This window comes from Enterococcus sp. AZ170 (genome assembly GCF_050545135.1).
GTDB classification, from domain to species: domain Bacteria; phylum Bacillota; class Bacilli; order Lactobacillales; family Enterococcaceae; genus Enterococcus_L; species Enterococcus_L ureilyticus.
The window spans coordinates 769,494-794,213 of sequence record NZ_CP172947.1 but is presented as its reverse complement, the minus strand read 5'-3'; the positions used below and the strand labels follow the sequence as shown (position 1 = coordinate 794,213).

The following is a 24,720-nucleotide window of genomic DNA, read 5'->3' as shown; positions in this document are numbered from 1 at the left end:
GATTGTTAACGAAATCACTCGTCAAGTTTTACTTGCTTCAAACTTGAGTAAAATAGAGGATCTTTTCAATACCAGGATCTGTCAAACTTTCACTATCATTGACTCGCTAAAAGAATGGTTATTGACTTTTCTGTTCTATTTATTTACTAAAATTATTTAGGATCTTGATTTAATAAATCAAGCATTGCTTTTGGATCCAATGCCGCTTGTTCAAGTGTCGGCTTTGCTTGTGTATCAGCTTCAACTGGTTTGACAGCCGCATCGTCACTTTTATCAAGTTCATCTGCTAATACTTCTTTGATCACAGTATGTGAGTCACTTACATAGCTTGAAAATGGTTTTAATAGTTCATTCCACTCTTCACTTTTCACTTGTTCTAATTGTGCTTCTAACATCAAACTTAAACGTTGATGGAAAACACGTGTCTTTTTCTTCAAATCATCTGTTTCAGCGGCTAATTGACGCGCACGATCTGTTGCATCTGTTAAAATTTCTTTTGCTTTTTCTTCTGCAGATGTAATAAGATTACTTGAGCGCTTTTCAGCAGAAGAAATCATTTCATTTGCTGTATTTTCAGCGGATGTTACAATTACTTCTGATTCTTTGTTTGCACTTGTTTTTACTTTATCAGCAGTATCTTGTGCTACAATGATCGATTGGTTCAATGCATCTTTCAATTCATTGAAATATTGTAATTTTTCCTCGGCATGCTTTAATGATTTTTCAAGTTCTCGTGTTTTTTGTAGAGAATCTTCATAATCTTTCGTTACTTGATCTAAAAAATCATCTACGTCGTCTTGATTGTACCCTCTCATTTTTGAAGAAAAATTTTTATTTTGAATATCTAATGGAGTTAATGCCATATTCCTTCACCTCTTTGGATTATTTTCGTAGAACTCCCAATAACAAACGAAACTTGTCCTTTTTCGTCTTACCTTCTAACTCTTGGATCTGAATTCGCCCAAATCCTCTAATCGACACAATGTCTAGCAAATCTACTAAGAAATCTGGTCTGACATTCTCCGTCCAATTCACTTTGACTTTTCCAGATTCGATCAACTGCTTTGATCTTTGTCTAGATATATTATATACGCTAGAGATCAAAATATCTAGACGTAAGGAACTTATTGTTGTCCGTTCATGTGTCCAGTCATCTTTAGGCAGTATGATCTCTGTATACTTTCTTTTTTCTAATCGCACAGATATTTTCCCGATTTTTTCTACCTGAGTAATCACGAAATTGACTATTTCTTTTGCAATAAATACTTGCCATCTCTCACCATCAGAAATAATATCTCCAAAGTATTCACGCTTAATCCCTGTATTCACTAAGGTACCCAACACCTTACTGTGAGATAACGTAGAGAATTTTACTGGATAAACGATTTCTAGTAATTCTACTTCAAAATCTTCCTCTTTTGGCTCGTAATAATCTGGAAATATCAGACAGCGTTTGCGCTCAGCCTGCTCATATCCACCATAAAATTTAAACTCAAGCTCACTGCTTTGCCTTATCAGTGTCTCTAAGATATATGCTTGTCTAGGATCTAAAAAATCAGACAAATATGGTGCATATTGACTTTCAACTTGTTCTAACCAATCACCAACAGAATCAATAAAAGGATGCTCATCTTTTCGAAAATGTTGGTACACATTTGCGTTCATAGATAGATCATCCTTTCTTTTATTAATACATGATTGATTGCAAAATCCGACCTAATCCACTCGCTGCTAAGTTCAACACGATAATTGCAATCATTACATTAAACCCTACCATACCAATTCGCAAATTTAATCGATCAAATAGGCTCAAATAAGGTTCAGCAATTCTTGAAATCAAACGGCCAAACGTAGAATCATATGCTCCTGGAAACCAAGATAATAATGCATAAATAATTAAAATACCCGAATAGATTTGGACACCTCTATACAATAGAAATATAAATAGAGCGATACTCATTACCTCCTAACTAAAAATCAAACATTTGTTTCTTAGCTAACGATTGTGCGGTAGCACTATCGATTTCTATGTTTGATGGTGTACAAAGAAAAATTTCATCGCCTACACGTTGAATGTCTCCATCTAACGCATAAACAGTTCCCGTAAGAAAGTCAACAATTCTTCTTGCTTGATTTTCTTCCACTAAATGAAAGTTGATCAATACAGCATCACTTGCAATAATATGTTTAGCAATGTTCATTGCTTCAGAATAAACCCTTGGTTCAATAATTGTAATCTTACCTGGTTTACTTGTACTATGTGTATCTTGCGAACGTTTTGAATTTGAGTTATTAGAGCTACGCATGGAGACAACTTTTTGCTCATTAAATGCTGTTTCCTGACGGCTTTCTTTCTTATCTTGATGCGTTTCTGTTGAACGATAACGAGCAGATGGTTTTTCGGTTAAAGGTTCAGTTGCAGTCGGTCTTTGTACTTGTGCTTGTCGAACCGTCTGTCTGGGTTGTTCGTTAACAACCTTTTGCTCTTCATATTCATCATAATTATCATATTCATCTTCACCAGATAATCCAAAAAAGCTCGATAACGCATTTTTACTAAAAATTGACATAGATTCCCCTCCTTTACGCACCTCTGAAAATTGCTGTTCCGATTCGTACAAAAGTTGCACCTTCTTCAATAGCAATTGGGAAATCATTACTCATTCCCATGCTAAGCTCTGTACATGGTGCATATGACAGATGCTGATTATTTATTGCTGTTTGTAGTTTTTTCAACTGAGAAAACACCTCGTGAAGAACTTGCTCAGAAGCATCCAACGGAGCCATAGTCATTAATCCTACAACTTTTATTCTATCAAATTCCGCTAATTGATGAATAAAATCAATTACTTCATCTGATTTGAAACCGTGTTTACTCTCCTCACCAGTGATATTCACTTCCACAAAACAGAGAATTTGCTTCTCTGCTCGTTTTTGGATTTCCTCTGCTAGTTTGAAACTATCTAAAGCGTGAAAATAATCTATCTCATTTATTATTGATTTTACCTTCCTACGTTGTAAATTACCAATTAAATGCCACTTAATCGATGAAAACTTTCTCAGTGCCATCTTTTTTTCTAATAATTTATCAACTCGGTTTTCAGCCATATTCTCAATACCAAGTTCAGCAAGCTCCTTGGCAGTGCCACTTTCCACAGATTTAGTCACGGCAATCATGGTTACATCATTGACTGACCTAGTAGACTTTTGACATGCTAGCTGAATTTCTTGATTTATTTTTTCTAAGTTATCAACTAGCATAATTAAAAATCGCTCCTATCTTTTTCTGCGGAAAAATGGTGGTGTATTTAATTCATCGTCATTGTTATGCGATGGTTCTTCACGATGAAATGTTTCAAAATCTTTCTTTTCAACATTTTCAAACGTTGTATCTTCGACTTTAGGTCGTACGTTTTGCTCACGACGGATATCCCAGTCACCAAAAGCACTTGTTTCTTCTTGTGGCTGTGGTTGTGATGGCGCAGGTTTTGACTGTTCCATATCCAAGACTGGTGCTTGTTGCACGGTTTGGATTTGAGTAGGTCGATTTTGACGGTGTGGTTTACGATCTTTTTTTGAAGGGTCGATTCCTGTTGCAATTACTGTAACACGAATTTCATCGCCTAAATCTTCATTGATCGATGTACCTAAAATAATATTTACATCTCCTGTTGCAGCACTTGTCACAATATCAGAAGCATCTTGTGCTTCAAATAATGTCATATCTAAACCGCCAGTGATGTTCAATAACACTTGTTCGGCTCCATCGATAGATGTTTCTAATAATGGAGAAGAAATTGCTTTTTTAGTTGCTTCGATCACACGATCTTCACCACTAGCAACACCGATTCCCATCAAAGCAGTTCCTTGGTTTTCCATAACAGTCTTCACATCCGCAAAGTCCAAGTTGACATAGCCTGGGGCTGTAATCAAATCTGAAATACCTTGTACACCTTGACGCAATACATTATCTGCTTCACGGAAAGCTTCAAGCATTGGTGTCTTTTTATCAACAACTTCTAATAGACGGTTGTTCGAAATGATTAGTAATGTATCAACGTTTTCTTTCAAAAGAGCGATACCTTCAGCAGCAAATCGTCCACGTTTTGGTCCTTCAAAGCTAAATGGTCTCGTAACGACCCCAACTGTTAAAGCGCCCAATTCTTTGGCGATTTTTGCAACTACAGGAGCTGCTCCAGTCCCGGTTCCACCACCCATACCAGCAGTGATAAAAATCATATCAGCTCCTTGTAAGGCATCTGAGAGAACTTGTTCACTTTCTTCTGCTGATTTTTGGCCAACTTCTGGTTGAGAACCAGCACCTAGACCACGTGTATATTTAGGACCAAGTTGAATCACTGTTTCTGCTTTCGAGTTTTTAAGAGCTTGTACATCTGTATTTGCAGCGATAAATTCAACGCCTTTGACGTTTTCATCGATCATGCGGTTAACAGCATTACCGCCGCCGCCGCCTACACCGATAACTTTGATGACTGCGCCATTGTTAATGTTATTATCTAAAGAAAATTCCATAGTATCGTTTCCTCCTGTTTTAATTGTTAGTCAAAAATGTTTGAGAAGAAGTCTTTGATTTTACCTGTAACTTTTTCACCAGATTCGTGAATTTCAGAATCATCGTAATCATCTTGAGTTGTGTCTGCATAAGTATCATATTGTACTTCTTGCTGAACAGCGATTGGTTGCGCCGATTTGATTTTCTCTCCTGGAATCGCGCCTTTGGCAATATGATAAATATCATTTAATTGAGCTGAATATTCTACGATACTAATCACATTTGTAAATACTGGATTGCGTAATCCCATATGATTTGGTACGTATAGTTTCACACTCGCATCAAAAATTTCTTGTGCCAAGTCAACTACTCCTGGAAGGCTTGCACCGCCACCAGTTAAAATTACTCCGCCGGGAAGTTCCAAAGCGTCGATTTCGTCTAATACTTCTTTTGATTTTTTAAAGATTTGTTCCACTCTTGCTTCGATCACTTCTGAAAGGTAACGTTCATCAACTTTTACAGGTTCAGACTTGCCGATCACATCAACTGGAAATTCTTCGCTGACAGACGTTCTTTCAGGGTATGCATCACCATAATTGATTTTCAGTGCTTCCGCATTATTAAATGAAGTATTTAATACAATCGAAACATCTTTAGTGACAAATTCGCCGCCTTCTTGATTCACATGAGTAAATTTCAATTGTTTATCATGCATAACAGAGGTCGTTGTCTGACCGCCACCCATATCGATGACAATCGTACCAAAATCTTTTTCACCGTCTGAAAGAACTGTTTCTGTCAACGCTAATGGCATAATGACTAATTCATTAACGATCAACCCAGCTTTTTCAACACATTTTCTTGTATTATGAATAATCGTTTTCGGTCCTGTGAAAACTACGCCGAACATTTCTAAACGAACGCCAATCATTCCTCTAGGATCTTTGATCCCTTCGAATCCATCCACTGTAAACTCTTGTGGTAGGATTGCTACGATTTGACGTTCAGGAGGAGTTGAACGAACCAGAGCTGCCGATGCAACGTTTCTTACATCTTCATCAGTGATTTCTTTTGACTCACTACTAACAGCGATCATCCCTTGACAATTTTCAACTTCAAGTAAGTTTGCTGGCAACCCCACATTCACACTTTTAATTTGAATTCCCGCTTTTTCTTCTGCTTGTCTTACTGCTCTTTGAATCGCGTTTACTGTTTTATCGATATCGACAATGATCCCTCGATTTAATCCATCAGATTTTGCGTTTCCTACGCCAATGATATTCATTTGACCTTCAATAAACTCAGCCACTACAACTTTTACTGATGTTGTACCAATATCAAGGCCTACATACATTCCTGTCTTTGCCATGAATGGGGTTCCTCCTCCTATTAATTCCAATATGTACGTGGCAAAAAATGCCCATTTACATATATATTTTTTATGAATACTCACTTCTTTCAATTTTACCATAAACATAGGCTTTTTAGAAAGCAGATTCTACTATTTTATTCTTTTATTTTTATTAACTTCATTCTAGTGCCTGTGAAGATTCGTCTACACTTTCTTCAGTTGACTCATTATTAAAAGGATATGAGAAAATCCCGACTTCCATATCAATGATTCCTGGTTTCTCCATTTGGCTTGCTACCTTCCCATAATACGCCATCTTCTCTACTAATTGAGAGATATTAACAATTACTTCATTAGCATCTTTCATGTGAAGAGTGATTAATTCTTTGTTTGCATTAGAAGGTATATAGCGAATTTCTGAGATATTTTGTTTTATATCTTCAGGAAGTTTTTTATAAGAATCCATTAAGTTTTTTATAATTGATTGGTCCTGAAAGTTTTGAAAAACTGGCATACCACTTATTGGCGCACTCATTTCTTCTGGTAAAATCTTACCGTTTTCTAAAATAGGGTGGTAGACATTATTGACTGATTCTAAAGCCACTACTTCATATTCATCAATTTTTATATTCAATGAATTGATCCCACTCAATGAGATTGTTGCTTTTTTGACACGTGGCAATTGACGCTTGATCTTTTCTTCATAAATTGTTCTGTCACCAAACTGCTCCCATAAACTTTTACCTTTTTCCAGTTTAGATTGGACAATGACTTGCTGGTTATCAACAGACACACTTCCAGTTACACTTATACTCCCTAACTTACTAAGTGGTGAAACAAAATAAAGTACGATTAATATGGCGATTAAAAAAACCGAGACGATCAACGTCAGCCGACGGTATAATCGTTTGTTTCGTACTTCTTTTATTTTTGGTAAGCGGTCTGCAAAAGATTCGTAAGTTTTCTTTTGTTTTTCTTCTGTTTCAGGCTCTTCTGTTGAGTCTTCTGTTTCAGTTGCATTTTCTTCCGTCACTTCTTCTTGTTCTGCTTCTTCAGAAACAACAGACGGATTCCATACAGGCTGATTACCGTGTTTTTTTAAGTACTCTAGATTTTCTTTTTGCCATGGGGTCAGTTTTTGCTCATCTGGTTGTTCAGCAGACTCTAGTTGTTGGTCTGTTTGACCCTCTGAATCCTCTTTTTTCTTACTGATCTTTTACACCCCCTATCAAATAATTTCTTTTACCACTTCGTAAAGTCGTTTTGCCGCATCAGGAATACCTTCTTTTTTTGAGGCATTCGCCATCAATTGATGACGAGTTTCATCCAGTAAAATGGCATCGATTTCGGCGATCAATTTATGCCCTGTCAGCTCTTGGTCAGTAATCATTTCTACTGCTCCAGATTTGACTAAACTTTGTGCATTCTTCGTTTGATGATCATTGGTAACATATGGACTTGGGATCAAAATAGCAGGTAACCCTAATGCTGTAAATTCCGCAATTGAAGTTGCACCCGCTCGACCAACCATTAGGTCCGCAGCAGCTAAAACTTCTGCCATTTTATCAATATAAGGCTGAATGCTGATGTTTGTCAATTTTTTTTCAGAAAGATTTAAGGTTTCTTGTAATTCTTTAAAATATCGCTCTCCTGATGCATAAAGAACTTGATATTCTCTCTTTTCAAATAAAGGAAATGCTTCAATGAATGCTTGGTTTATTTTCAATGCACCTCGACTACCGCCAAAGATCACAACCGTCTTCTTGTTAGGATCTAAGCCATACTCTTTAAGGATATTCGTTTTTTCGATCATTACGACCTCTTGCGCTCTTGGATTACCGGTTAAAATCACCTTATCTTTAGGGAAGTAATCAGCAACGTCAGGAAAACAAATGGCCACTTTTGTAGCATACTTACTTAAAAATTTATTTGTCATTCCAGGGATGCTATTTTGTTCATGAACGATTGTTGGTATTTTCAAGCGTGTAGCAGCATACACAACAGAACCAGATACATAGCCCCCTGTTCCAATCACAATATCTGGTTGAAAATCTTTAATAATTTTTTTTGCTTTTCCAATACTATTTAAGAAAAGGTAGACCGTTTTGACATTCTGAGGACTAAGTGAACGACGAAATCCTTGAATCTTGATTGTTTTAAATGGGATCTTGTATTTAGGAACAATCTGACTTTCTAGGCCGTTTTCAGTTCCTACATACATGAATTCGGTATTCGGTTCGATTTTTTTTACGTAGTTAACGAAAGCCAAAGCAGGATAAATGTGTCCACCTGTTCCGCCGCCTGTTATCAATATCTTCATAATTCTCTCACTTTTCTATGTCTTTTAGCTGGTGCATTGCTTGAATAAAGGCATTACCGCGCAGTTCAAAATTAGGATACTGGTCCCAACTTGCGCATACGGGCGATAATAGAATAGTATCATCTTTTTCAGAAAAATCATAGGCGTCACGTACAGCCGTTTCAACATTTTTTGTTAATTTAATTGTTTTGACGCCTGCTTCGATTGCGGCTTTGTGCAGTTTATCTTTTGTTTCACCAAAAAGAATGATTGCTTTGATTCCTACTAATGAAGGAATCAGTTCATCAAAGCTATTTCCTCGATCTAATCCGCCTGCTAACAAAATCAGTGCAGAATGATCAAATCCGCTTAATGCCATCTCAGTTGCTAATATATTTGTCGCTTTTGAGTCATTATAGAATTTTCTTCCCGCGATCTCCCCCACGTATTGCGTGCGGTGAGGAACGCCAGTAAAGACCATCAATGTTTGTCTGATTACATCTGTAGGAATACCTTTTAACTTTGCTACAGAAATTGCAGCCAGTGCATTCTCAATATTGTGACTGCCAGGTACACCTAATTCACCAGCAAGCATAATGAATTCATCTTTATAATATATTTTCTCATCTGCAAGATACGCTCCTGCGACTTTTTCTTTTGTTGAAAAAGGAATAATTGCAGCTTTCGTTGTTTTACTTAATTCTTGAAGTTCTGCTTGGTTCCAATTTAATATAAGGAAATCCGTTTCCTGCATATTTTGTTGAATTGCCCATTTTGCTTTCACATATTCTTCTCTTGAACCATGATAGTCTAAATGTGCTTCATACACATTTGTGATGACAGCAATCTGAGGGCGAAATGTTTGAATTCCCATTAATTGAAAACTTGATAATTCCATAACAATATCATCATCAGCCCTAGCACTCTCAGCGACCTCACTGGCTGGATAACCAATATTTCCAGCTAAACGCGCTGTCCCACTTTCACGATCAGCATTTAAAAGTAACCCGATCATTGTCGTTGTCGTTGTCTTTCCATTTGTTCCAGTAATCCCGATAATTGGGCACTCGGCAATCTGATAGGCTAATTCAACTTCTGTCAAGATAGGTAATTTCATGCTTAACGCTTTTGCTACTAAAGGATTCGAGTAAGGAATACCAGGATTTTTTACGATCAAGGAAAAGTCTTCATCTAACAGCTCGATTGGATGACCACCTGTAACAACACGAATACCCAAGGTTAATAAATCTTGGGCTTCCGGGTTTTGATCAAATTGTTTAAAGTCATTGACTGTCACTAACGCACCTAACTCATGCAACAACTTCGCCGCACTAACGCCACTTTTAGCAAGTCCAAGAACAAGGACTTTTTTGTTTTCATAATCTGTTATTTTTTTCATTATCATTTCCCCTTATCTTAGAAAAGCTGAAAAAAGCGGTTAACTCTGTAGGAAGTTAGGAATAGTGAGGTGGAACGCTCTTAGTTCCAGTTCACTATTCTCTACTTTCTTAAAAGCTCATTCTCGATGTTAGATAGAATCAAAATCTCTGAACTTTTTTAAAATACGATCCACAATGTGATGGCCGAGCAAATAGCTCCAGTCAACCAAAAAATAATATCGATTTTCCACTCTGACCAGCCACACATTTCAAAATGATGATGGATCGGCGACATTTTAAAGATCCGTTTACCAAAAAGTTTAAATGATGCCACTTGCAAAATTACGCTGGCTGTCTCACAAACATAAACAAGTCCTATCAATAATAATGTCCATTCTTGACGTAAGATAATAGAAATAGCTGCAAGCAAACCACCTAAAGCAAGCGAACCAACATCGCCCATAAAGATTTTGGCTGGCTTTCGGTTATAAGGAAAGAAGCCTAATAAGCCTCCAATCACACTCAAGCAGATGATCACTACATCAAATTGTTGCTGTTTCCATGCAATGATCGCATAAGTAGCAAATGAAATCGTCCCTAAGCCTGCTACTAAACCATCGATACCGTCAGTCAAATTCACTGCATTTGAAAATCCAACTAGCCAAAAAATGACGAATACACCATAAAAAATACCCAAAGGTAATGTCACTACACCAAATAAATCTAATGTATCAGGTAAGCCTTCTGAACGGTAAACAAAATAAAAAACAAGTCCGCCAATGATTTGTCCAATCAGCTTTTGGCGAGAATTTAAGCCTAGGTTTCTTTTTTTAAACACTTTGATAAAATCATCTAAAAATCCTAATAGTCCATAAAGAACCAAAATAAATAGAATAATTAGTAAAGACGGAGTAAGCTCTTGTTTCCATAGTCCCACTAATAGTGACGTGATAAAGCTTGCTACTAAAAAGACTAACCCACCCATCGTTGGTGTCCCAGTTTTGACGTTATGCCAAGTAGGACCATCTTCGCGTGTTGTTTGTCCTTGTTTTTTCATTTGGAAATAACCGATAAACATTGGCATCACTGCCACTGTTATAGCAAAACTACATACTATGGGAATAAAAATCTGTGTCCACTCCATGATATCTCTCCTAATTATTCGACTCGTATTGGTCTACGTTGATATTCTTTTAACTATTTATTTCGCTGCATCTACCGATTCTGTTGATTCACTGTCCATTGAATCCATTACCACTTTCATTAATGGATTCGCAATTTTTGCAAGCGCCTCTCTTGTATAAGTTTGAGGTTTTTTCATTGTAAGATACAAAATATATTCAGGGTTATCTGCTGGAACCATTTCTACCACTGAGTAGGTGTAATCTGTTAATCCTGCCATATAACCATTTTCTCCAGTAATTTGAGCCGTTCCCGTTTTAGCTGCTACATGATAACCTGGAACTGAATATACATCATATGCAATCCCATAATTAGGATCTTCTACAGTATCAACCATATAAGTCCGAATATCGCTTGCGGCTTGCGGAGTTATTACAGGTTGACCCACTTTCTCTGTCTGAGTTACTTTTTCTTCACCAGTATCCTTATCCACGATTTTACTAATATATTGTGGCTTCAACATAGAACCATCATTTGCAATCGCTGTATAAGCTTGCATCATTTGAAAATTTGTTACCGAAACAGCTTGACCAAACGATGACATCGCTAGATCGACCCAGTTATCACCAGGAAGTTCTCCAGCAGATTCTCCTGCTAAGCCTGAATTCGTTGATTTTCCAAACCCAAATTTTTCTAAATAGCTTTTCCAAACTTCACCAGTTGGATCCATCGCCTGTTCCAATGTCAGCATTCCGACATTACTAGACCAAGAAATCGCTTGACGGAATGTTAATGGTCCAACCGCACCATAATCATGATCGTTCACTATACGGTCATCTAACTTGTACCCACCGGCTGGATAAGTAAACGTTGTGTTAGGGCTGAATTTCCCTTCTTGCATCGCTGCTGCTGCCGTAAATAATTTCATAGTTGAACCAGGTTCAAATTTATCTTCTACGAGAATATTACGCCAAACTGTGTCTTTGTCTAATCCTTCTTTTGTTTCCGGATTAAACGATGGGCGTTGTGACATCGCGAGAATTTCTCCTGTTTTAGCTTTCATTAACATTGCCGTCATATCTTCCGGCTTGAATTCTTCTACCACTGGATCGAGCAATGATTCTAAGCGGCTTTGAATACGAGTATCCAGCGTTGTATAGATGTCTTTTCCATCAACAGCTTTCTTCTCACTAGCAACTGTCCCAGGTAAAGGATTTCCGTATACATCCTTTTCGTAATCGATTTTGCCATCTTGTCCACTTAAGATGTCATTATACGATTTTTCAATTCCCATTTTTCCGATTAACCCTTTTGAATCGTCCTCTGCGTCGGCAGAGTCAGTATATCCAATAAAATGAGAAGCAAAGACGCCATTTGGATAGATTCTTGCTGGATGGCCTTCAAAATAGAGACCCGCAAGTTTATTTTGTTTTAGTTCATCTTCAATTTTTTGTCTTGTTTCTAATGTGATATCTTTTCCTTTAGAACCAAATTCTACTTGGAATTTTACAGTTCCATCTTCATTTACTCCACTATTAAGAAAACCTAATGCTTCATCTTTGGTCAGCTCAGTATTTCTATCTAAGATTTCTGCTAGTGTTTGAAAATCTTTTTTCTGTGCATAAAGTTTTTTATTTTCTTCACCTAAATAAGTCTCAGACAAGATCGCATAAACGGAATAAGAGGTAGCATCTTCTGCAATAACTTCCCCGTTACGATCTAAAATAGCTCCTCTTTTCGCTTTGACCACACTGCTGCCTTGATAAAGATTCGCTGTCTTTTCAGGAAGAGAAACACCTGCAACCTTTCCTACAGCTACAATGTACGTTAATCTAAAGGCAAATAAAAAGAACAATCCAATACTCGTAGCAAATAAAATAATGCCTACTTTTTTACGATTGTTCATTGGATTTAAGTTCTTCTTTTTGACAAAATTCTTTATTTTATTTTTTATGCTCATTTATTTCACTTTCCTTATATTATCAAGGTTATCTGAAAGACCTCTGTTTTTAGCAACTTCTTTGATACGATCTGCTTTTGATAATTCATTTTTTTGTTGTTCTAGCTTCAATGCAGACTCTTCTTTTTCTTGGATTGTTGCTTGTGTTTCAGTGATTTCATTGGTCATTTGTGTAATGGAGGTACGTACTTGAATGGTGAGAATTGCTATACCAATAATCGCTACGAGTAATAAAAAGCCGATTGTCTTTTCTAAAAGTGAGATATTTCTCAACTTCCTTTTAGGAGATTGGGGTAGGTCTACATTTCTTTGAACCTTAGGCTCATGTTCAGGACCAATGACTGGTTCATCAATTACTGGAATATCATATTGAAAATCTTCCATTTTTTTTAGCTCAGCCATGTCGTTACCCCTTTCTTTATAAGATTAATTTAACTTTTTCGGCAATTCTTAATTTAGCACTTCGTGAGCGATTATTCTCAGCCAATTCAGTCTCACCTGGTAAAATCGGCTTTCTAGTAATAACTTTTAATTCTGGTTGGAATTCTTCTGGAACCACTGGAAGACCTGGTGGTAAATCTTGCATCGTACTATATTCTTTAAACATGTTTTTTACAATTCGATCTTCTAAAGAGTGGAATGTAATCACACTGATTCGACCATTTTTATTCAGTAAAGCAATTGCTTGCTCTAACGACTCTTCTACAACACCTAGCTCATCATTCACAGCAATTCGAATGGCTTGAAAGATTCGTTTGGCTGGATGTCCGCCTTTACGTCTAGCAGGTGCAGGGATTGCAGATTTAATGATTTCTACTAATTCACTAGTTGTTTCGATCGGTGCTTTTTCCCGTACTCGTTCGATTTCTCTAGCAACCTGCTTAGAAAATTTTTCCTCACCATAGCGGAAGAAAATCTTCACTAATTCGTGATAGCTGTAATCATTAACGACGTCATAAGCAGATAAGGGTGCATCTTGATCCATCCGCATGTCAAGCGGCGCATCTTGATGATAGCTAAAGCCACGCTCAGCTTCATCCAATTGCGGAGAAGACACTCCTAAATCGTATAAAATACCATCGACATGATCGATTCCATCATTCGCTAATTGTTGTTTTAAATGTCGAAAATTCGACTTGATAAAAGTCACCATGCCTTGATCAACATATTTTTTTAATCGTTGTGCTGCAAAGTCCAAAGCTTTTTGGTCTTGATCGAATGCGTATAAGTGCCCATGCTCCCCTAATTGTGAGAGTAGGTACTCACTATGACCTGCACCGCCTAATGTGCAATCGACATAAATGCCATCTTCTTTCACATGTAAGCCGTCAACTGTTTCTTTTAATAAAACAGTATAGTGCTGAAACTCTTCCGTCATAATGCTCCTCTTTCTAAAAACCAAAATCAATCATTGTTTCTGCAATTTCATCAAAATTTTCTTCAGCTTCAGTTGAAAATTCTTGCCAACGGGCTTCATCCCAAATCTCAATTCGATTTGAAACACCGATGATTACACAAGCTTTTTCCAAACTACCGTGTGTTCTCAAAGCGGCAGGGATATTGATCCTACCTTGCTTGTCGATCTCACATTCCGTAGCAGCCGAGTAAAAAAAGCGGACAAATGTGCGGGCATCTTTCTTAGCTAGAGGCATTTCTTTTAACTTTTCCTCTAATTGCTCCCATTCGGACATTGGATAACCAAATAAACAGCCATCCATTCCCCTAGTTACCACAAATTTCTCACCCAATTGGTCGCGAAATTTAGCTGGTACAATGAGTCGGCCTTTGGCATCTATATTATGTTGAAATTCACCCATAAACATAGCCAATTCCTCCCACTTTTCCACTTGATAGAAACAGTCTACCACATCCCACCACTTTCTACCACCAAAAACAATAAATCTTCTTTCTTTTAATAGTTATTTAAAAAGTTTGTAATATTTCAATTGGTGGTTTAATTTCGAAGAAAAGCGTTCTCATCATCTATGTAATTGATTTTTAAAAGAAATCACCTGTTTATTTCTCCGTCAACTCTCTCATAAAAATATTACAAACAGGATGCGTGGGGAGAAGTGGGCAGATAGCTGCCCAACCTATTCTATTTTATGAAAAATAATGGAGGATATTTAATAGAACGAGTACTGCATATAAGACTAAGCTTAGAAGAAAGACTAAGCGCCAAAACATTTTAAAATATCTGCCATACAGAATTTCCCCATAATAATAGGCTTGAAAAACTGCCACACAAATACCGAGTAATAAAACAGAGATGATCATATAAGGCACAATTGATTGTCCATAACTGTCTTTGGATAGTTCATTTAATCCTATAAATAAAAATGGAATCGAGATATCTGGTGCTTTGACTTTAAAACGTTCCGTTAAGGAAAACGTTGAAATAATAAAATTACACGCAAATAACACAATTACTGGAAAAACATACCAAAAAAGCATAATGACTGAAAACGACACCATTTACTAACAATTCCTTTCGTAACACGCTTTATTAACTATACTTTATTTTCTTTACACCTGTGTTTCATTTCGTTTAAATGTTCATGCCTAAATAATACTAATTTCTAAGGCCTTTATTCGCCAAAAACAGGTCAAGTCTATTATAATGGAGGAAAATAGATTTGAAAAAATGAGGTGGCACTTTGATCAATTATTTGAAAATAGAAAATAGACGTTTCACTCCATCGAGAACCGATACAGAGGATACAGTTTGGCTTGCTGTTGAAAAGCCTACTGAAGAAGAAATCGATCACTTAGTCACGACTTACAAGCTCCCTAAAGATTATATCACAGGTGTACTAGATGATGACGAAAATTCTCGTTTTGAAGGTCTTCATCAAAATGTACTGGAAGAACCTGCCCTGATGTTGATTCAGTATCCCCATGCAACAATTAGCCCCAGCGGGTATACTCAGTTAAATACCTTTCCGTTTGCAGTCATTTTAACGACTGATGGAAAAGTAATTACAGTGATCAACAATTCTGCTGATTTTATAAAAAAGGCTCTTTCTACAGAAGTTCCAACAATTGAATTACCAATTCAAGAGACACTTATTTTATATTTATCTTGGCAGATTTCAACTTGCTATAATCGTTTTTTAAAAGAGTTGATTAAAGAAACGAATAAATTAGAAGGCGAACTAAAAGTCTCTACAGAAAATAGCCAGCTTTATCAAATCATGGATATCCAAAAAAGTTTAGTCTATTTCGAATCGGCGATCAATTCCAATCTTGACGTGTTAAATATGCTTTATAGTGCCAGTCTTTTCAAAGATCCCAGAGCACATTTACCACGCCTCCATGATATTCTTGTCGAAACGAAACAAGCGGCCACAACAACGAAGATCCAATTAAAACTTGTAGATAAAATCAGTGACACTTTTTCAGCTATCGTTTCCAACAATCTAAATAATGTCATGAAGATTTTGACTTCTTTGACAATTGTCTTAACGATCCCAACGATCATCGGGGGAATTTTTGGAATGAATGTTAAACTCCCTTTTGCAAATCGTGAAGATGCCTTTTTTTGGATTTTTATCATAACTACAGCGACTTGCGTTTTCGTTATCCACAGGCTAAAGAAACGAAACCTTTTGTAAAATTTCTAGTTGCTGATTTTAACAAAAGGATGTAAACTGTAGGAAGTAAAGAATAAGGATGTGTATGATCAATGAACGATAAAAAGACAAGTACATTTTCTAAAGTCACAAAAATCGTTGTTTGGTTGATGCTGATTGCCATTGCTGGCTCAACAATTTTGACTGCTGTAATGAGTTTAGGATAATCAACTAAATAAACAATTAGGAGAAGAACATGATGTAAAGCATCGTCTGTTCTTCTCCATTTTTTACTGTATTCAAAAAGTTTTTTAACGACTTTTCCGCTCATTTCCAGCCATATTCAGTAATTCTTTAGCATGTTCTGTGGTTAGTTTAGTGATTTCACTGCCAGAAAGCATGCGGGCTATCTCTGCCACACGTTCATCTTGATTTAATCTACGGACTTTCGTTTCAGTCCGCTCACCAATAATTTCCTTTTCAATAAAATACTGGTAGTCCGCAACAGCTGCAACCTGCGGAAGATGGGTGATACATAAAACTTGTGAATTTTCAGAGATTTGATAGATTTTATCGGCAATTGCTTGGGCAACGCGTCCGCTCACACCTGTATCTACCTCGTCAAAAACGATGCTAGTGATTCCTTGAGATTTAGAAAAAATAGTTTTTAATGCCAACATCACACGAGAAAGCTCTCCACCTGAAGCTACTCTAACTAGAGGTTTTAATGGTTCACCTGGATTCGTCGTAATATAAAATTCAACTTGGTCCAACCCTTCTTCTGTGATTTGTTCTTCGGCCAATTCTGTAAAGCGAATATCAAAGACCGTTCTTTCCATATATAATTCTTTTAATTCTCGCAAAATATTTTTTTCTAATTTTTTGGCAATTTTTTTTCTGATCGTTCTCAACTTCAAGCCATTTTCAATCACCTGATTTCTCTTTTCAACCAGTAATGATTCCAATTCACCCGTACGACCTTCTAGAAAATCAGCATCCGCCAACTCACGCGTGATTTCTTGATAGTAATCAAGAATCGACTCGATTGATTCACCGTATTTTCTTTTCATCTGCCGAATCAGTTCTAATCTGGTTTCAACTTCATTCAAGCGGTTTTCATCCAGTTCTAAACTATCGATATGCCGCGACAAGTCGCCGCTTGCTTCTTGCAGCAGATAATAACTATTTTGAAATGCTTCTGAGATTGCTTTGTATTCTGGATCAAGTGTTTCAATCGACAATAGTTCATTCATTGCATAGCCAATTTTATCCAGACTACTTTCAGACTCTCCATTAACGGCTTCATAGCTTGTTGCTAATGCATCTGCGATTTTTTGGAAATTCCCTAACTTATTTCGTTCTTCGATCAATTTTTCTTCTTCACCTAAGACAAGTTCTGCGCTAGCAATCTCATCGCTTTGAAACTGTAGCATATCCATCCGCTGTGCAAATTCTTTTTCGTTTTTTTGACGATTTCTAACTTTTTTTTCGATCATACGGTATTCAGAATACAACTCTTCATATCGTTCTTTTATTTTAAGCAACTCTTTACCGCCAAAATCATCCAACATACCTAAATGTTTCTCACTTTGCATCAATTCTTGATGCTCATTTTGACCATGGATATCAACTAAAAATTCACCGACCTTACGTAAATTGGCGATATTGATGATCCGACCATTGACGCGGCAAACATTTTTACCAGAAGTTGAAATATCGCGTTGGATCACGATCGATTCTTCATCCATTTCGATGCCTAGCTCATGTAAAAGGTTATACAATTCTTGATTTTTAGGCATTGTAAACAAACCTTCTAATGTACATTTTGAAGCACCCTGACGGATATAATCGCTTGATCCTCTTCCCCCAGTCAACAAGCTCATGGCATCGATAATAATTGATTTACCTGCACCCGTTTCACCTGTTAAGACAGTCATTCCCATCTGGAATTCTAATTGTAAAGAGGATATGATCGCAAAATTCTTTACAGAAAGTTCTTGCAGCATTTCTATTCACCTCGATTTTATAGATATCGGAAAAATTCATTTTTTAAAAATTCAGCATCTTTTTCAGTGCGTGCAATGATCAAAACACCATCATCGTCATTGAGTGTGGCAAAAACAATTTCTTTATAATGCTTTTCTATTAAATTGGAAGCAGCCGCAGCATTCCCTGGTATAGTACGCAAAATAACCTGCTTTTCCATCTGGTCAACTGAAACAAATGCATCTTTTAATAATTTTTCTAATTTTACCGACGTATCTTCTTTTGTTTCAGCAGGAATACTGTAACGATAACCACCATCGATTGAAGGAACTTTGATCAGCTTCATTTCTTTAATATCACGAGAAATTGTTGCCTGAGTGACCTCTATTCCTTTTTCTTCTAGATATATAACAAAATCTTCTTGTTTCTGAATATTTTTATCAGCTAATAAACGAGTAATCAAACGATGCCGATCCTTTTTCCTCATAAATAATTGACCCCTTTTTCGTTTCATTTCCATTTTATCATAGCGTATTTTTATTCATTTTGAAAGTGTAAAAGCTAAGAATCCATGGGAATATGCAAGTCTTTAGCTACGATCTAGTTCATGTTATCTATTGAATACTTGTTTTTTCATCTAAAGAAATACTTAATCCTATTCAAAAAAAGTCATCTACTATTGACAAACCGAACAAGAAAGCGCTAACATTACAACTACATCAAAGAAAGGAAGAGAGTTTATATGAATAAAAAAAGAGTGTTTGTTACTGGTACAACAGGTACGATGGGCGGCGAAACAATGAAGCAGCTCTTAAATCGATCTGATCGATTTCAAGTGGTTACTTTAGCAAGAGATTCAGAAAAAAATCGAACATTTATGGAACAGTACAAGAATAATTCTAGCCTAGAAATCTACTGGGGGGATCTTGTAAATTATGACGATGTCCTTCAATGTGTCACTGGCTGTGACTTTGTGATTCATTGTGCTGCATTTGTCTCTCCTGCAGCTGATCGTTATCCTGCCGATGCAATGAAAATCAATTATGGCGGTACTCTAAATTTAATCAAAGCGATTTTAGCTCAACCCAACAAAGAGGAGATTAAGTTGGTCAATATCGGGACCGTGGCAGAAACTGGTGATCGAACAGCACCTATTCATTGGGGACGCATCGGGGACCCTCTAAAACCCAGTGTTCATGATTATTATGCTGTATCAAAAATCGCAGCTGAACGTGCAGTTATTGACTCTGGCATCAAACATTGGGTGTCTTTACGTCAGACTGGCATCATGTCGATCAAAGAATTCAGCTTAAATGAAGGGATCGCTTTTCATCAACCGTTAAATAATGTTCTTGAATGGGTGACCGATCAGGATTCTGGTGTGCTGTGCGCCAATGCTTGTGAGGAGTGGGTCGATAGTGATTTCTGGGGACATGTGTACAATATCGGCGGAGGTGAAGACTGTCGAAACACAAATTATGAATTAATGGCTGCTATGATGAAGGAAATCGGTGTTGAACAGTTTAAAGACGTGTGCGAGCCAAATTGGTACGCTACACATAATTTCCACGGTCAATGGTATTTAGATTCAGATAAATTAAATGATTTTCTTCATTTCCGTTCGCAAACAACAGAAGATTTTGTTCGTTATTATGGGAAAGTGATGCGTGAACAAGCGCCGGAAAATGCACCTGTTATGACGAGTCAACAGATTGCGGCTATGATCAAGCAAGGGAATGAGCAAGTTGCTTTAACTGATACTGGTACCTTACATTGGCTTATTCACAATCAAGATGAACAACTAAATCCTTTCTTCATTTCAAAAGAACAGTGGGCTAAGATTCCTGGCTGGGATCGCTTTATTCTTTATCGCCCAGATGGCGATGCGATTGTATTGGATCACGGCTATGACGAAGCAAAACCAGAAGCAGAATTAACCATCAACGACTTGCAGCAAGCGGCTCACTTTAGAGGTGGCACTTGTCTTTCAGAAACAATGACCACAGGCGATTGGACGACTCAATTGGCTTTCGTCTGTCATAAGGGGCATACATTTTCTGCCAGCCCTCGTCTGATTTTAGAAGGTGGACATTGGTGTGATGAATGTGAGCGAACAAGCTGGAATTATCATGAATTAGCTAAACATAGTCCATTTTTTGCTCAAGTCTGGAATCCTCTTCATGACAAATCAGAACAAGCACATGAGTATAAAAAACATGTCAAAGATACGGATATAACAGCAACTGTTTAAGCACAAACAAAACAAGCACTAGCGTACACGACGATTATTCAGTGTATACTGGTACTTGTTTTTTTCTATTTTTTTAATTGTTGGTGTGCAGTTGCTACAGTTTCATCTATGTCTACTGTAGCTTCAAGACTACCTTGACCTTCTACAGACGTCAAGTAAGCCAAAAATTCTATATTTCCTTCTCCGCCTGTAATAGGAGAAAAATCTAAGCCGCCAATTGAATAACCATGCTCTTGTGCAAATGTAAGAATCTCATTCAACACAAATTTATGGGTTTCTGGTTCTCGAACGATTCCTTTTTTACCAACCAATTCTTTTCCGGCTTCAAATTGCGGCTTGATCAAGGCGACAACTTTCCCACCAGGTTTTAAAATGTTGTGCAGTGGAGGTAAGATTAGTTTTAGTGAAATAAATGATACATCAATCGTAGCGATATCTGGAACACCTTCTTGAAAATCTTCTGGTGTACTGTAACGAAAATTCGTTCGTTCCATGACTACTACACGTTCATCCTGACGAATCTTCCAAGCTAACTGATTGTAACCCACATCTAACGCATAACTTAAACGCGCACCATTTTGCAAAGCGACATCCGTAAATCCGCCAGTTGAAGAACCGATGTCTAACATGGTTTTCCCAGCAACATCTAGACCAAATACGTCTAAAGCTTTTTCCAATTTCAAACCGCCACGCGACACATAAGGTAATGTTTGTCCTTTTACCTGAAGTGGCGTTTCAATCAAGATTTTCTCACCTGGTTTATCCAACCGTTCATTCTTGTCATTATAAACTAATCCAGCCATCACTGCTCGTTTGGCTTTTTCTCTTGTCTCAAATAATCCTTGAGTAAACGCTAAAATATCTACGCGCTCTTTTTTCATAAGGGCCTTCTTTCTATCATAATCGCAATTGTTCGACTAATTCTTGTAATAATTCCGAATGAAACTCACAGCTAGTTTGCTTTATTGTCTCTAGAACCGTACTGGCAAAAACCAATTGTTCCTCTAGCGCTTCTTTAGCACCCGTTAAACCCAGTAGGCTTGGATAGGTACTTTTGTGTAACGCTTCGTCACGTCCAACCTGTTTTCCTAACGCTTCTTCTGAACTAGTCGCATCCAATAAATCATCTTTGATCTGAAACGCTAACCCTAAATGTTGGGCAAATGTGCCTAATAAAAGAACGATCTCTTCTGGTTGCTCAGCTAAAATACCGCCTGCCAAAAGTGCAAATTCAATCAAAGCCCCTGTTTTCTTTTCATGGATATCCACTAATTCACTCAAAGAGAGCGATTGATTTTCACCTTGTAAATCTCCTGCTTGGCCTGCGACCATTCCCTGGGTACCAGCCGCCTTACTTAATAATTGAATCAGCAAGATCTTTTGATCTGACTCAATTTGGCTGATAGCTATTAATTGAAATGCAGCGGTCAGTAAACCATCGCCAGCTAGTATTGCCTGCGCTTCTCCAAATACTTTATGATTTGTTGGCTTACCGCGTCTTAAATCATCATCATCCATTGCAGGTAGATCATCATGAATCAAGGAATATGTGTGAATCATTTCTAAGGCTGCCGCTACTTGATAGTCATGTGTTTGCACTTCTTTGTTAAAAGCCTGAAGCACAGCTAATACTAGAAGTGGACGAAATCGCTTGCCTCCTGCACGAATCGAATACAACATTGCTTCTTTTAGTTGGTTATTTGTCGTGTAGTCATTGATAAAATTTTCCATTTCTTTTTCTATAAGCGGTAGACTCTGCTCACGAAAATCATTGAAATCTTCCATCAATTTTCCTCACTTTCTTCAAAAGCGACTTCTTCATCGTTTGCCGTCATAACTTTCGTCAATGTCTTTTCTGCTTTTTCCAAGGTATCTTGGCATTGTTTGCTTAAAACCATCCCTTCTTGAAAGGCTGATAGGGCTTCTTCTAGAGGAACATCACCACGTTCTAAACGCTGAACGATTTCTTCTAATTCAGCTAATGATTCTTCAAATGTTTTTTCGACTGCTTTTTCTTTGGCCATCTTTCTACTCCTCTTCAACTGGTGTTATTTTCTCAATCACCGTATCTACTAATCCATCGACATAATGGATTTGGATTTTTTCTTTTACTTGTAATTCATTGACCGACTTGATCACTTGTTGATCTTTGGTCGTATAACTGTAACCGCGGCCCATGATTTTTAACGGGCTTAACAAATCAAGTTGCTGAACAGCAGAAGTAAATTGTTTTTGTCTGTCTTTCATGTATTGATCCATTCGGTCATGAAGCGATTTAGCCAAAAAACTTAGTTGCTGCTGTCCTTCTCTAATTTGTCCAAGCGGTGTTTGTTGTCTAAATTGTGCAATGATTTCCTGTGCTGTTCGTTGCTTTTGATGGTAAATCGTTTCCATCGATTGAAACAGTCTTTGATTGATTCGATCTAATTTAATCGTTTGACCTTCATATAAACGCTCAGGCTGTTTAAATACATAGGAGTTTTTCAATCGTTGGTAACGCTCGTTTTTTTGTTGTAATTGATAAAGGAAGCTTTGCTCTAAACGCGTTTGTCGTTCCTTGATCCTTAGCAATTCTTCATTTAAAACAGGGACAGCCAACTCAGCTGCAGCCGTTGGCGTTGCGGCTCTGACGTCTGCTACCATATCGGCAATCGTCACATCCGTTTCATGTCCCACTGAAGAAATGATCGGTGTGTTTGCTTGATAAATGGCTCTAGCAACTTTTTCTTCGTTAAAAGGCCACAGATCCTCGATCGAGCCACCACCACGTCCAATGATCATTGTATCAAATGTCCCAAGTTCTTCAATGCGTTGAATATTACGAACAATATCATCAGCCGCTTGATCTCCTTGAACAAGTGTTGGAAATAAGACCAATTGAGCGATCGGATATCTTCGTTTGACTGTCGTAATAATATCTCGAATCACTGCGCCGCTTGGACTAGTAACCACTGCAATCCGCTTAGGATATCGAGGTAATAGCTTTTTAGGTCCTTCAAACAAACCTTCTTTGCCTAATTTTTCACGCAACTCAGCTAAAGCTTGATATAAAGCTCCCACACCATCGGGCTCCATATGCTCGACATAAATTTGATAAGAGCCCCCGCTTTCATATAGTGAAACCCGACCAACCAATAAGACTTTCATCCCTTCTTTTGGTTGAAACTTTAGTTTTTGAAAAGCAGATTTAAACATGATCGCAGAAATCTTAGCACCATCATCTTTTATACTAAAATATTGATGTGCATTTGGGCGCAGACGAAAATTGGAAATTTCGCCTGTTAAATAAACCCGTTCTAAATATGGATCAGCATCGAATTTACGTTTCAAATATTTGGTTAAAGCTGTGACTGTTAAATACTGCTGTTCCATCTTCTCACCTTACTTTTGTTTTTTAGCGGCTTCAACTGTTTGATACATCAACATCGTGATGGTCATCGGACCCACACCTTTTGGTACTGGTGTGATAAAGCTCGCAACTTCTGAAACTTCGTCGAATTTTACATCCCCGATCAGTTTGCCATTTTCATCTCGATTCATGCCAACATCGATCACGACTGCACCTGGTTTGACAAATTCTTTTGTCACAAAATGCCCCCGACCAATTGCAACAACTAAGATATCCGCCTCTTTTGCTACTGCTGGTAGATCAACGGTCCTTGAATGGGCAATCGTTACCGTCGCGTTTTTCATCATCATTAATTGAGCCATTGGCTTACCCACGATATTACTGCGACCAATCACAACTGCACGTTTTCCTTCTAGGTCAATATTATAGGCTTCAAACATCTTCATAATGCCATAAGGAGTACAAGGGATCATCGTCGGCTCACCAATGAATAAATGCCCCATATTCATTGGATGGAAACCATCGACATCTTTGTTAGGATCAACAGCTAACAAAACTTTTTCTTCATCAATATGCTTTGGTAGCGGCAACTGAACCAATATACCATGGTAATTTGGATCTTGATTGTACTGTTCGATTACAGAAAGTAGCTCTACTTCTGAAATAGTTTCCGGCAAACGTTCGATTTTCGAGCGAATACCGATTTTAGCAGCAGCCAAATCTTTGTTTTTCACATAGGTTTGACTTGCCTGATTTTCACCAACTAATAATACAACTAACCCAGGATGAATGCCTTTTTTTTCAAGGTCTTGCACTTCTTCTTTGATTTGTGCTTGCATTTTATCTGCTAATTCGCGGCCGTTGATTAACTCTCCCATAAGATCACTCCTCATTTTTTGATTATATTCTTTTATTTTAGCATAATTCTGCTAGTCTTA

Annotated in this window: 26 protein-coding genes; 3 read left to right on the top strand and 23 right to left on the bottom strand. The window is 37.4% G+C overall.

The features are described from left to right. Positions 1-152 precede the first annotated feature (152 nt). The 16 genes from IGJ55_RS03865 to IGJ55_RS03790 all read right to left on the bottom strand — a co-directional run bounded on the left by IGJ55_RS03865 (position 153) and on the right by IGJ55_RS03790 (position 15,099). Complete coding sequence (locus IGJ55_RS03865) at positions 153-863, bottom strand: DivIVA domain-containing protein (protein ID WP_069639237.1); 711 nt, start codon at positions 861-863, stop codon at positions 153-155. Positions 864-882: 19 nt separating this feature from the next. After that, the gene (locus IGJ55_RS03860) at positions 883-1,665 is read right to left on the bottom strand and encodes an RNA-binding protein (RefSeq protein ID WP_069639238.1); all 783 of its coding nucleotides are present in this window, start codon (positions 1,663-1,665) and stop codon (positions 883-885) included. A 22-nt stretch (positions 1,666-1,687) separates the two neighbouring features. Then, entirely contained in the window at positions 1,688-1,960 is a 273-nt protein-coding gene (locus IGJ55_RS03855) for a YggT family protein (protein WP_069639239.1), read from the bottom strand. Between the two features lie 10 nt (positions 1,961-1,970). After that, positions 1,971-2,570 (bottom strand): cell division protein SepF, encoded by a 600-nt coding sequence (locus IGJ55_RS03850; protein WP_069639240.1) that lies wholly within the window; start codon positions 2,568-2,570, stop codon positions 1,971-1,973. Between the two features lie 13 nt (positions 2,571-2,583). Beyond that, the gene (locus IGJ55_RS03845) at positions 2,584-3,261 is read right to left on the bottom strand and encodes a YggS family pyridoxal phosphate-dependent enzyme (protein WP_069639241.1); all 678 of its coding nucleotides are present in this window, start codon (positions 3,259-3,261) and stop codon (positions 2,584-2,586) included. A 15-nt stretch (positions 3,262-3,276) separates the two neighbouring features. Continuing rightward, positions 3,277-4,533, bottom strand: coding sequence for a cell division protein FtsZ (gene ftsZ / locus IGJ55_RS03840; RefSeq protein WP_069639242.1), 1,257 nt, complete (start codon positions 4,531-4,533; stop codon positions 3,277-3,279). A 26-nt stretch (positions 4,534-4,559) separates the two neighbouring features. Beyond that, positions 4,560-5,882, bottom strand: a complete 1,323-nt coding sequence (ftsA, locus tag IGJ55_RS03835) for a cell division protein FtsA (RefSeq protein ID WP_069639243.1) — start codon at positions 5,880-5,882, stop codon at positions 4,560-4,562. 160 nt (positions 5,883-6,042) lie between these two features. Then, on the bottom strand, positions 6,043-6,897 hold the full coding sequence (locus tag IGJ55_RS03830) for a cell division protein FtsQ/DivIB (RefSeq protein ID WP_430607350.1): 855 nt from the start codon (positions 6,895-6,897) through the stop codon (positions 6,043-6,045). 195 nt (positions 6,898-7,092) lie between these two features. After that, entirely contained in the window at positions 7,093-8,184 is a 1,092-nt protein-coding gene (murG, locus tag IGJ55_RS03825) for an undecaprenyldiphospho-muramoylpentapeptide beta-N-acetylglucosaminyltransferase (protein WP_069639245.1), read from the bottom strand. Positions 8,185-8,191: 7 nt separating this feature from the next. Next, positions 8,192-9,562: a UDP-N-acetylmuramoyl-L-alanine--D-glutamate ligase gene (murD, locus tag IGJ55_RS03820; protein ID WP_430607347.1), complete on the bottom strand. Its 1,371-nt coding sequence runs from the start codon at positions 9,560-9,562 to the stop codon at positions 8,192-8,194. A 158-nt stretch (positions 9,563-9,720) separates the two neighbouring features. Next, the gene (gene mraY, locus IGJ55_RS03815; protein ID WP_069639247.1) at positions 9,721-10,686 is read right to left on the bottom strand and encodes a phospho-N-acetylmuramoyl-pentapeptide-transferase; all 966 of its coding nucleotides are present in this window, start codon (positions 10,684-10,686) and stop codon (positions 9,721-9,723) included. A 57-nt stretch (positions 10,687-10,743) separates the two neighbouring features. Further along, complete coding sequence (locus IGJ55_RS03810; RefSeq protein ID WP_430607345.1) at positions 10,744-12,624, bottom strand: peptidoglycan D,D-transpeptidase FtsI family protein; 1,881 nt, start codon at positions 12,622-12,624, stop codon at positions 10,744-10,746. Continuing rightward, positions 12,625-13,026 (bottom strand): cell division protein FtsL, encoded by a 402-nt coding sequence (gene ftsL / locus IGJ55_RS03805; RefSeq protein ID WP_207120999.1) that lies wholly within the window; start codon positions 13,024-13,026, stop codon positions 12,625-12,627. Positions 13,027-13,042: 16 nt separating this feature from the next. Beyond that, complete coding sequence (gene rsmH / locus IGJ55_RS03800; RefSeq protein WP_069639250.1) at positions 13,043-14,002, bottom strand: 16S rRNA (cytosine(1402)-N(4))-methyltransferase RsmH; 960 nt, start codon at positions 14,000-14,002, stop codon at positions 13,043-13,045. Between the two features lie 13 nt (positions 14,003-14,015). Further along, positions 14,016-14,447, bottom strand: coding sequence for a division/cell wall cluster transcriptional repressor MraZ (mraZ, locus tag IGJ55_RS03795; RefSeq protein WP_010762855.1), 432 nt, complete (start codon positions 14,445-14,447; stop codon positions 14,016-14,018). 280 nt (positions 14,448-14,727) lie between these two features. Further along, complete coding sequence (locus IGJ55_RS03790; RefSeq protein WP_069639251.1) at positions 14,728-15,099, bottom strand: DUF3397 domain-containing protein; 372 nt, start codon at positions 15,097-15,099, stop codon at positions 14,728-14,730. A 182-nt stretch (positions 15,100-15,281) separates the two neighbouring features. Here IGJ55_RS03790 and IGJ55_RS03785 point away from each other — a divergent pair, with 182 nt between their 5' ends. After that, positions 15,282-16,238, top strand: coding sequence for a magnesium transporter CorA family protein (locus IGJ55_RS03785; RefSeq protein WP_429950293.1), 957 nt, complete (start codon positions 15,282-15,284; stop codon positions 16,236-16,238). A gap of 71 nt (positions 16,239-16,309) precedes the next feature. After that, positions 16,310-16,423, top strand: a complete 114-nt coding sequence (locus IGJ55_RS03780; RefSeq protein WP_083244299.1) for a DUF4044 domain-containing protein — start codon at positions 16,310-16,312, stop codon at positions 16,421-16,423. Between the two features lie 84 nt (positions 16,424-16,507). Here the strand turns inward: IGJ55_RS03780 and recN are convergent, their stop codons facing one another. Continuing rightward, positions 16,508-18,202 carry a DNA repair protein RecN gene (gene recN / locus IGJ55_RS03775; protein WP_430607342.1) on the bottom strand — a complete coding sequence of 565 codons (1,695 nt, stop codon included), beginning with the start codon at positions 18,200-18,202 and terminating at the stop codon, positions 16,508-16,510. A 17-nt stretch (positions 18,203-18,219) separates the two neighbouring features. Beyond that, entirely contained in the window at positions 18,220-18,669 is a 450-nt protein-coding gene (locus tag IGJ55_RS03770; RefSeq protein ID WP_069639255.1) for an arginine repressor, read from the bottom strand. A gap of 255 nt (positions 18,670-18,924) precedes the next feature. On the opposite strand from IGJ55_RS03770, the gene IGJ55_RS03765 reads away from it, so the two are divergent. Further along, positions 18,925-20,433, top strand: coding sequence for an NAD-dependent epimerase/dehydratase family protein (locus tag IGJ55_RS03765; protein ID WP_430607341.1), 1,509 nt, complete (start codon positions 18,925-18,927; stop codon positions 20,431-20,433). A gap of 65 nt (positions 20,434-20,498) precedes the next feature. On the opposite strand, the gene IGJ55_RS03760 is transcribed toward IGJ55_RS03765, so the two are convergent. From IGJ55_RS03760 to IGJ55_RS03740, 5 genes are read right to left on the bottom strand one after another with little or no spacing between them, the layout of a single operon-like run. Next, complete coding sequence (locus tag IGJ55_RS03760) at positions 20,499-21,314, bottom strand: TlyA family RNA methyltransferase (protein ID WP_430607339.1); 816 nt, start codon at positions 21,312-21,314, stop codon at positions 20,499-20,501. A 16-nt stretch (positions 21,315-21,330) separates the two neighbouring features. Next, positions 21,331-22,218, bottom strand: coding sequence for a polyprenyl synthetase family protein (locus tag IGJ55_RS03755; RefSeq protein WP_069639258.1), 888 nt, complete (start codon positions 22,216-22,218; stop codon positions 21,331-21,333). After that, positions 22,218-22,457: an exodeoxyribonuclease VII small subunit gene (locus tag IGJ55_RS03750; protein ID WP_069639259.1), complete on the bottom strand. Its 240-nt coding sequence runs from the start codon at positions 22,455-22,457 to the stop codon at positions 22,218-22,220. Before IGJ55_RS03750 ends, IGJ55_RS03755 begins: the two co-directional genes overlap by 1 nt. A gap of 4 nt (positions 22,458-22,461) precedes the next feature. Beyond that, positions 22,462-23,805, bottom strand: a complete 1,344-nt coding sequence (gene xseA, locus IGJ55_RS03745; RefSeq protein WP_430607336.1) for an exodeoxyribonuclease VII large subunit — start codon at positions 23,803-23,805, stop codon at positions 22,462-22,464. A gap of 9 nt (positions 23,806-23,814) precedes the next feature. Further along, a complete protein-coding gene (locus IGJ55_RS03740) occupies positions 23,815-24,660 on the bottom strand; it encodes a bifunctional methylenetetrahydrofolate dehydrogenase/methenyltetrahydrofolate cyclohydrolase (RefSeq protein WP_430607333.1) in 846 nt (281 codons plus the stop codon). Positions 24,661-24,720: the final 60 nt, after the last annotated feature.

Coding starts and splice junctions, on each gene's coding strand:
- IGJ55_RS03810 (WP_430607345.1), bottom strand. CDS start 12,624: ATGAGCATAAAAAATAAAATAAAGAATTTTGTCAAAAAGAAGAACTTA.
- IGJ55_RS03740 (WP_430607333.1), bottom strand. CDS start 24,660: ATGGGAGAGTTAATCAACGGCCGCGAATTAGCAGATAAAATGCAAGCA.
- ftsA (WP_069639243.1), bottom strand. CDS start 5,882: ATGGCAAAGACAGGAATGTATGTAGGCCTTGATATTGGTACAACATCA.
- IGJ55_RS03780 (WP_083244299.1), top strand. CDS start 16,310: ATGAACGATAAAAAGACAAGTACATTTTCTAAAGTCACAAAAATCGTT.
- rsmH (WP_069639250.1), bottom strand. CDS start 14,002: ATGACGGAAGAGTTTCAGCACTATACTGTTTTATTAAAAGAAACAGTT.
- IGJ55_RS03760 (WP_430607339.1), bottom strand. CDS start 21,314: ATGAAAAAAGAGCGCGTAGATATTTTAGCGTTTACTCAAGGATTATTT.
- IGJ55_RS03845 (WP_069639241.1), bottom strand. CDS start 3,261: ATGCTAGTTGATAACTTAGAAAAAATAAATCAAGAAATTCAGCTAGCA.
- IGJ55_RS03750 (WP_069639259.1), bottom strand. CDS start 22,457: ATGGCCAAAGAAAAAGCAGTCGAAAAAACATTTGAAGAATCATTAGCT.
- mraY (WP_069639247.1), bottom strand. CDS start 10,686: ATGGAGTGGACACAGATTTTTATTCCCATAGTATGTAGTTTTGCTATA.
- murD (WP_430607347.1), bottom strand. CDS start 9,562: ATGAAAAAAATAACAGATTATGAAAACAAAAAAGTCCTTGTTCTTGGA.
- IGJ55_RS03860 (WP_069639238.1), bottom strand. CDS start 1,665: ATGAACGCAAATGTGTACCAACATTTTCGAAAAGATGAGCATCCTTTT.
- mraZ (WP_010762855.1), bottom strand. CDS start 14,447: ATGTTTATGGGTGAATTTCAACATAATATAGATGCCAAAGGCCGACTC.
- xseA (WP_430607336.1), bottom strand. CDS start 23,805: ATGGAACAGCAGTATTTAACAGTCACAGCTTTAACCAAATATTTGAAA.
- recN (WP_430607342.1), bottom strand. CDS start 18,202: ATGCTGCAAGAACTTTCTGTAAAGAATTTTGCGATCATATCCTCTTTA.
- murG (WP_069639245.1), bottom strand. CDS start 8,184: ATGAAGATATTGATAACAGGCGGCGGAACAGGTGGACACATTTATCCT.
- IGJ55_RS03855 (WP_069639239.1), bottom strand. CDS start 1,960: ATGAGTATCGCTCTATTTATATTTCTATTGTATAGAGGTGTCCAAATC.
- IGJ55_RS03770 (WP_069639255.1), bottom strand. CDS start 18,669: ATGAGGAAAAAGGATCGGCATCGTTTGATTACTCGTTTATTAGCTGAT.
- IGJ55_RS03755 (WP_069639258.1), bottom strand. CDS start 22,218: ATGGAAGATTTCAATGATTTTCGTGAGCAGAGTCTACCGCTTATAGAA.
- ftsL (WP_207120999.1), bottom strand. CDS start 13,026: ATGGCTGAGCTAAAAAAAATGGAAGATTTTCAATATGATATTCCAGTA.
- IGJ55_RS03790 (WP_069639251.1), bottom strand. CDS start 15,099: ATGGTGTCGTTTTCAGTCATTATGCTTTTTTGGTATGTTTTTCCAGTA.
- IGJ55_RS03850 (WP_069639240.1), bottom strand. CDS start 2,570: ATGTCAATTTTTAGTAAAAATGCGTTATCGAGCTTTTTTGGATTATCT.
- IGJ55_RS03765 (WP_430607341.1), top strand. CDS start 18,925: ATGAATAAAAAAAGAGTGTTTGTTACTGGTACAACAGGTACGATGGGC.
- ftsZ (WP_069639242.1), bottom strand. CDS start 4,533: ATGGAATTTTCTTTAGATAATAACATTAACAATGGCGCAGTCATCAAA.
- IGJ55_RS03865 (WP_069639237.1), bottom strand. CDS start 863: ATGGCATTAACTCCATTAGATATTCAAAATAAAAATTTTTCTTCAAAA.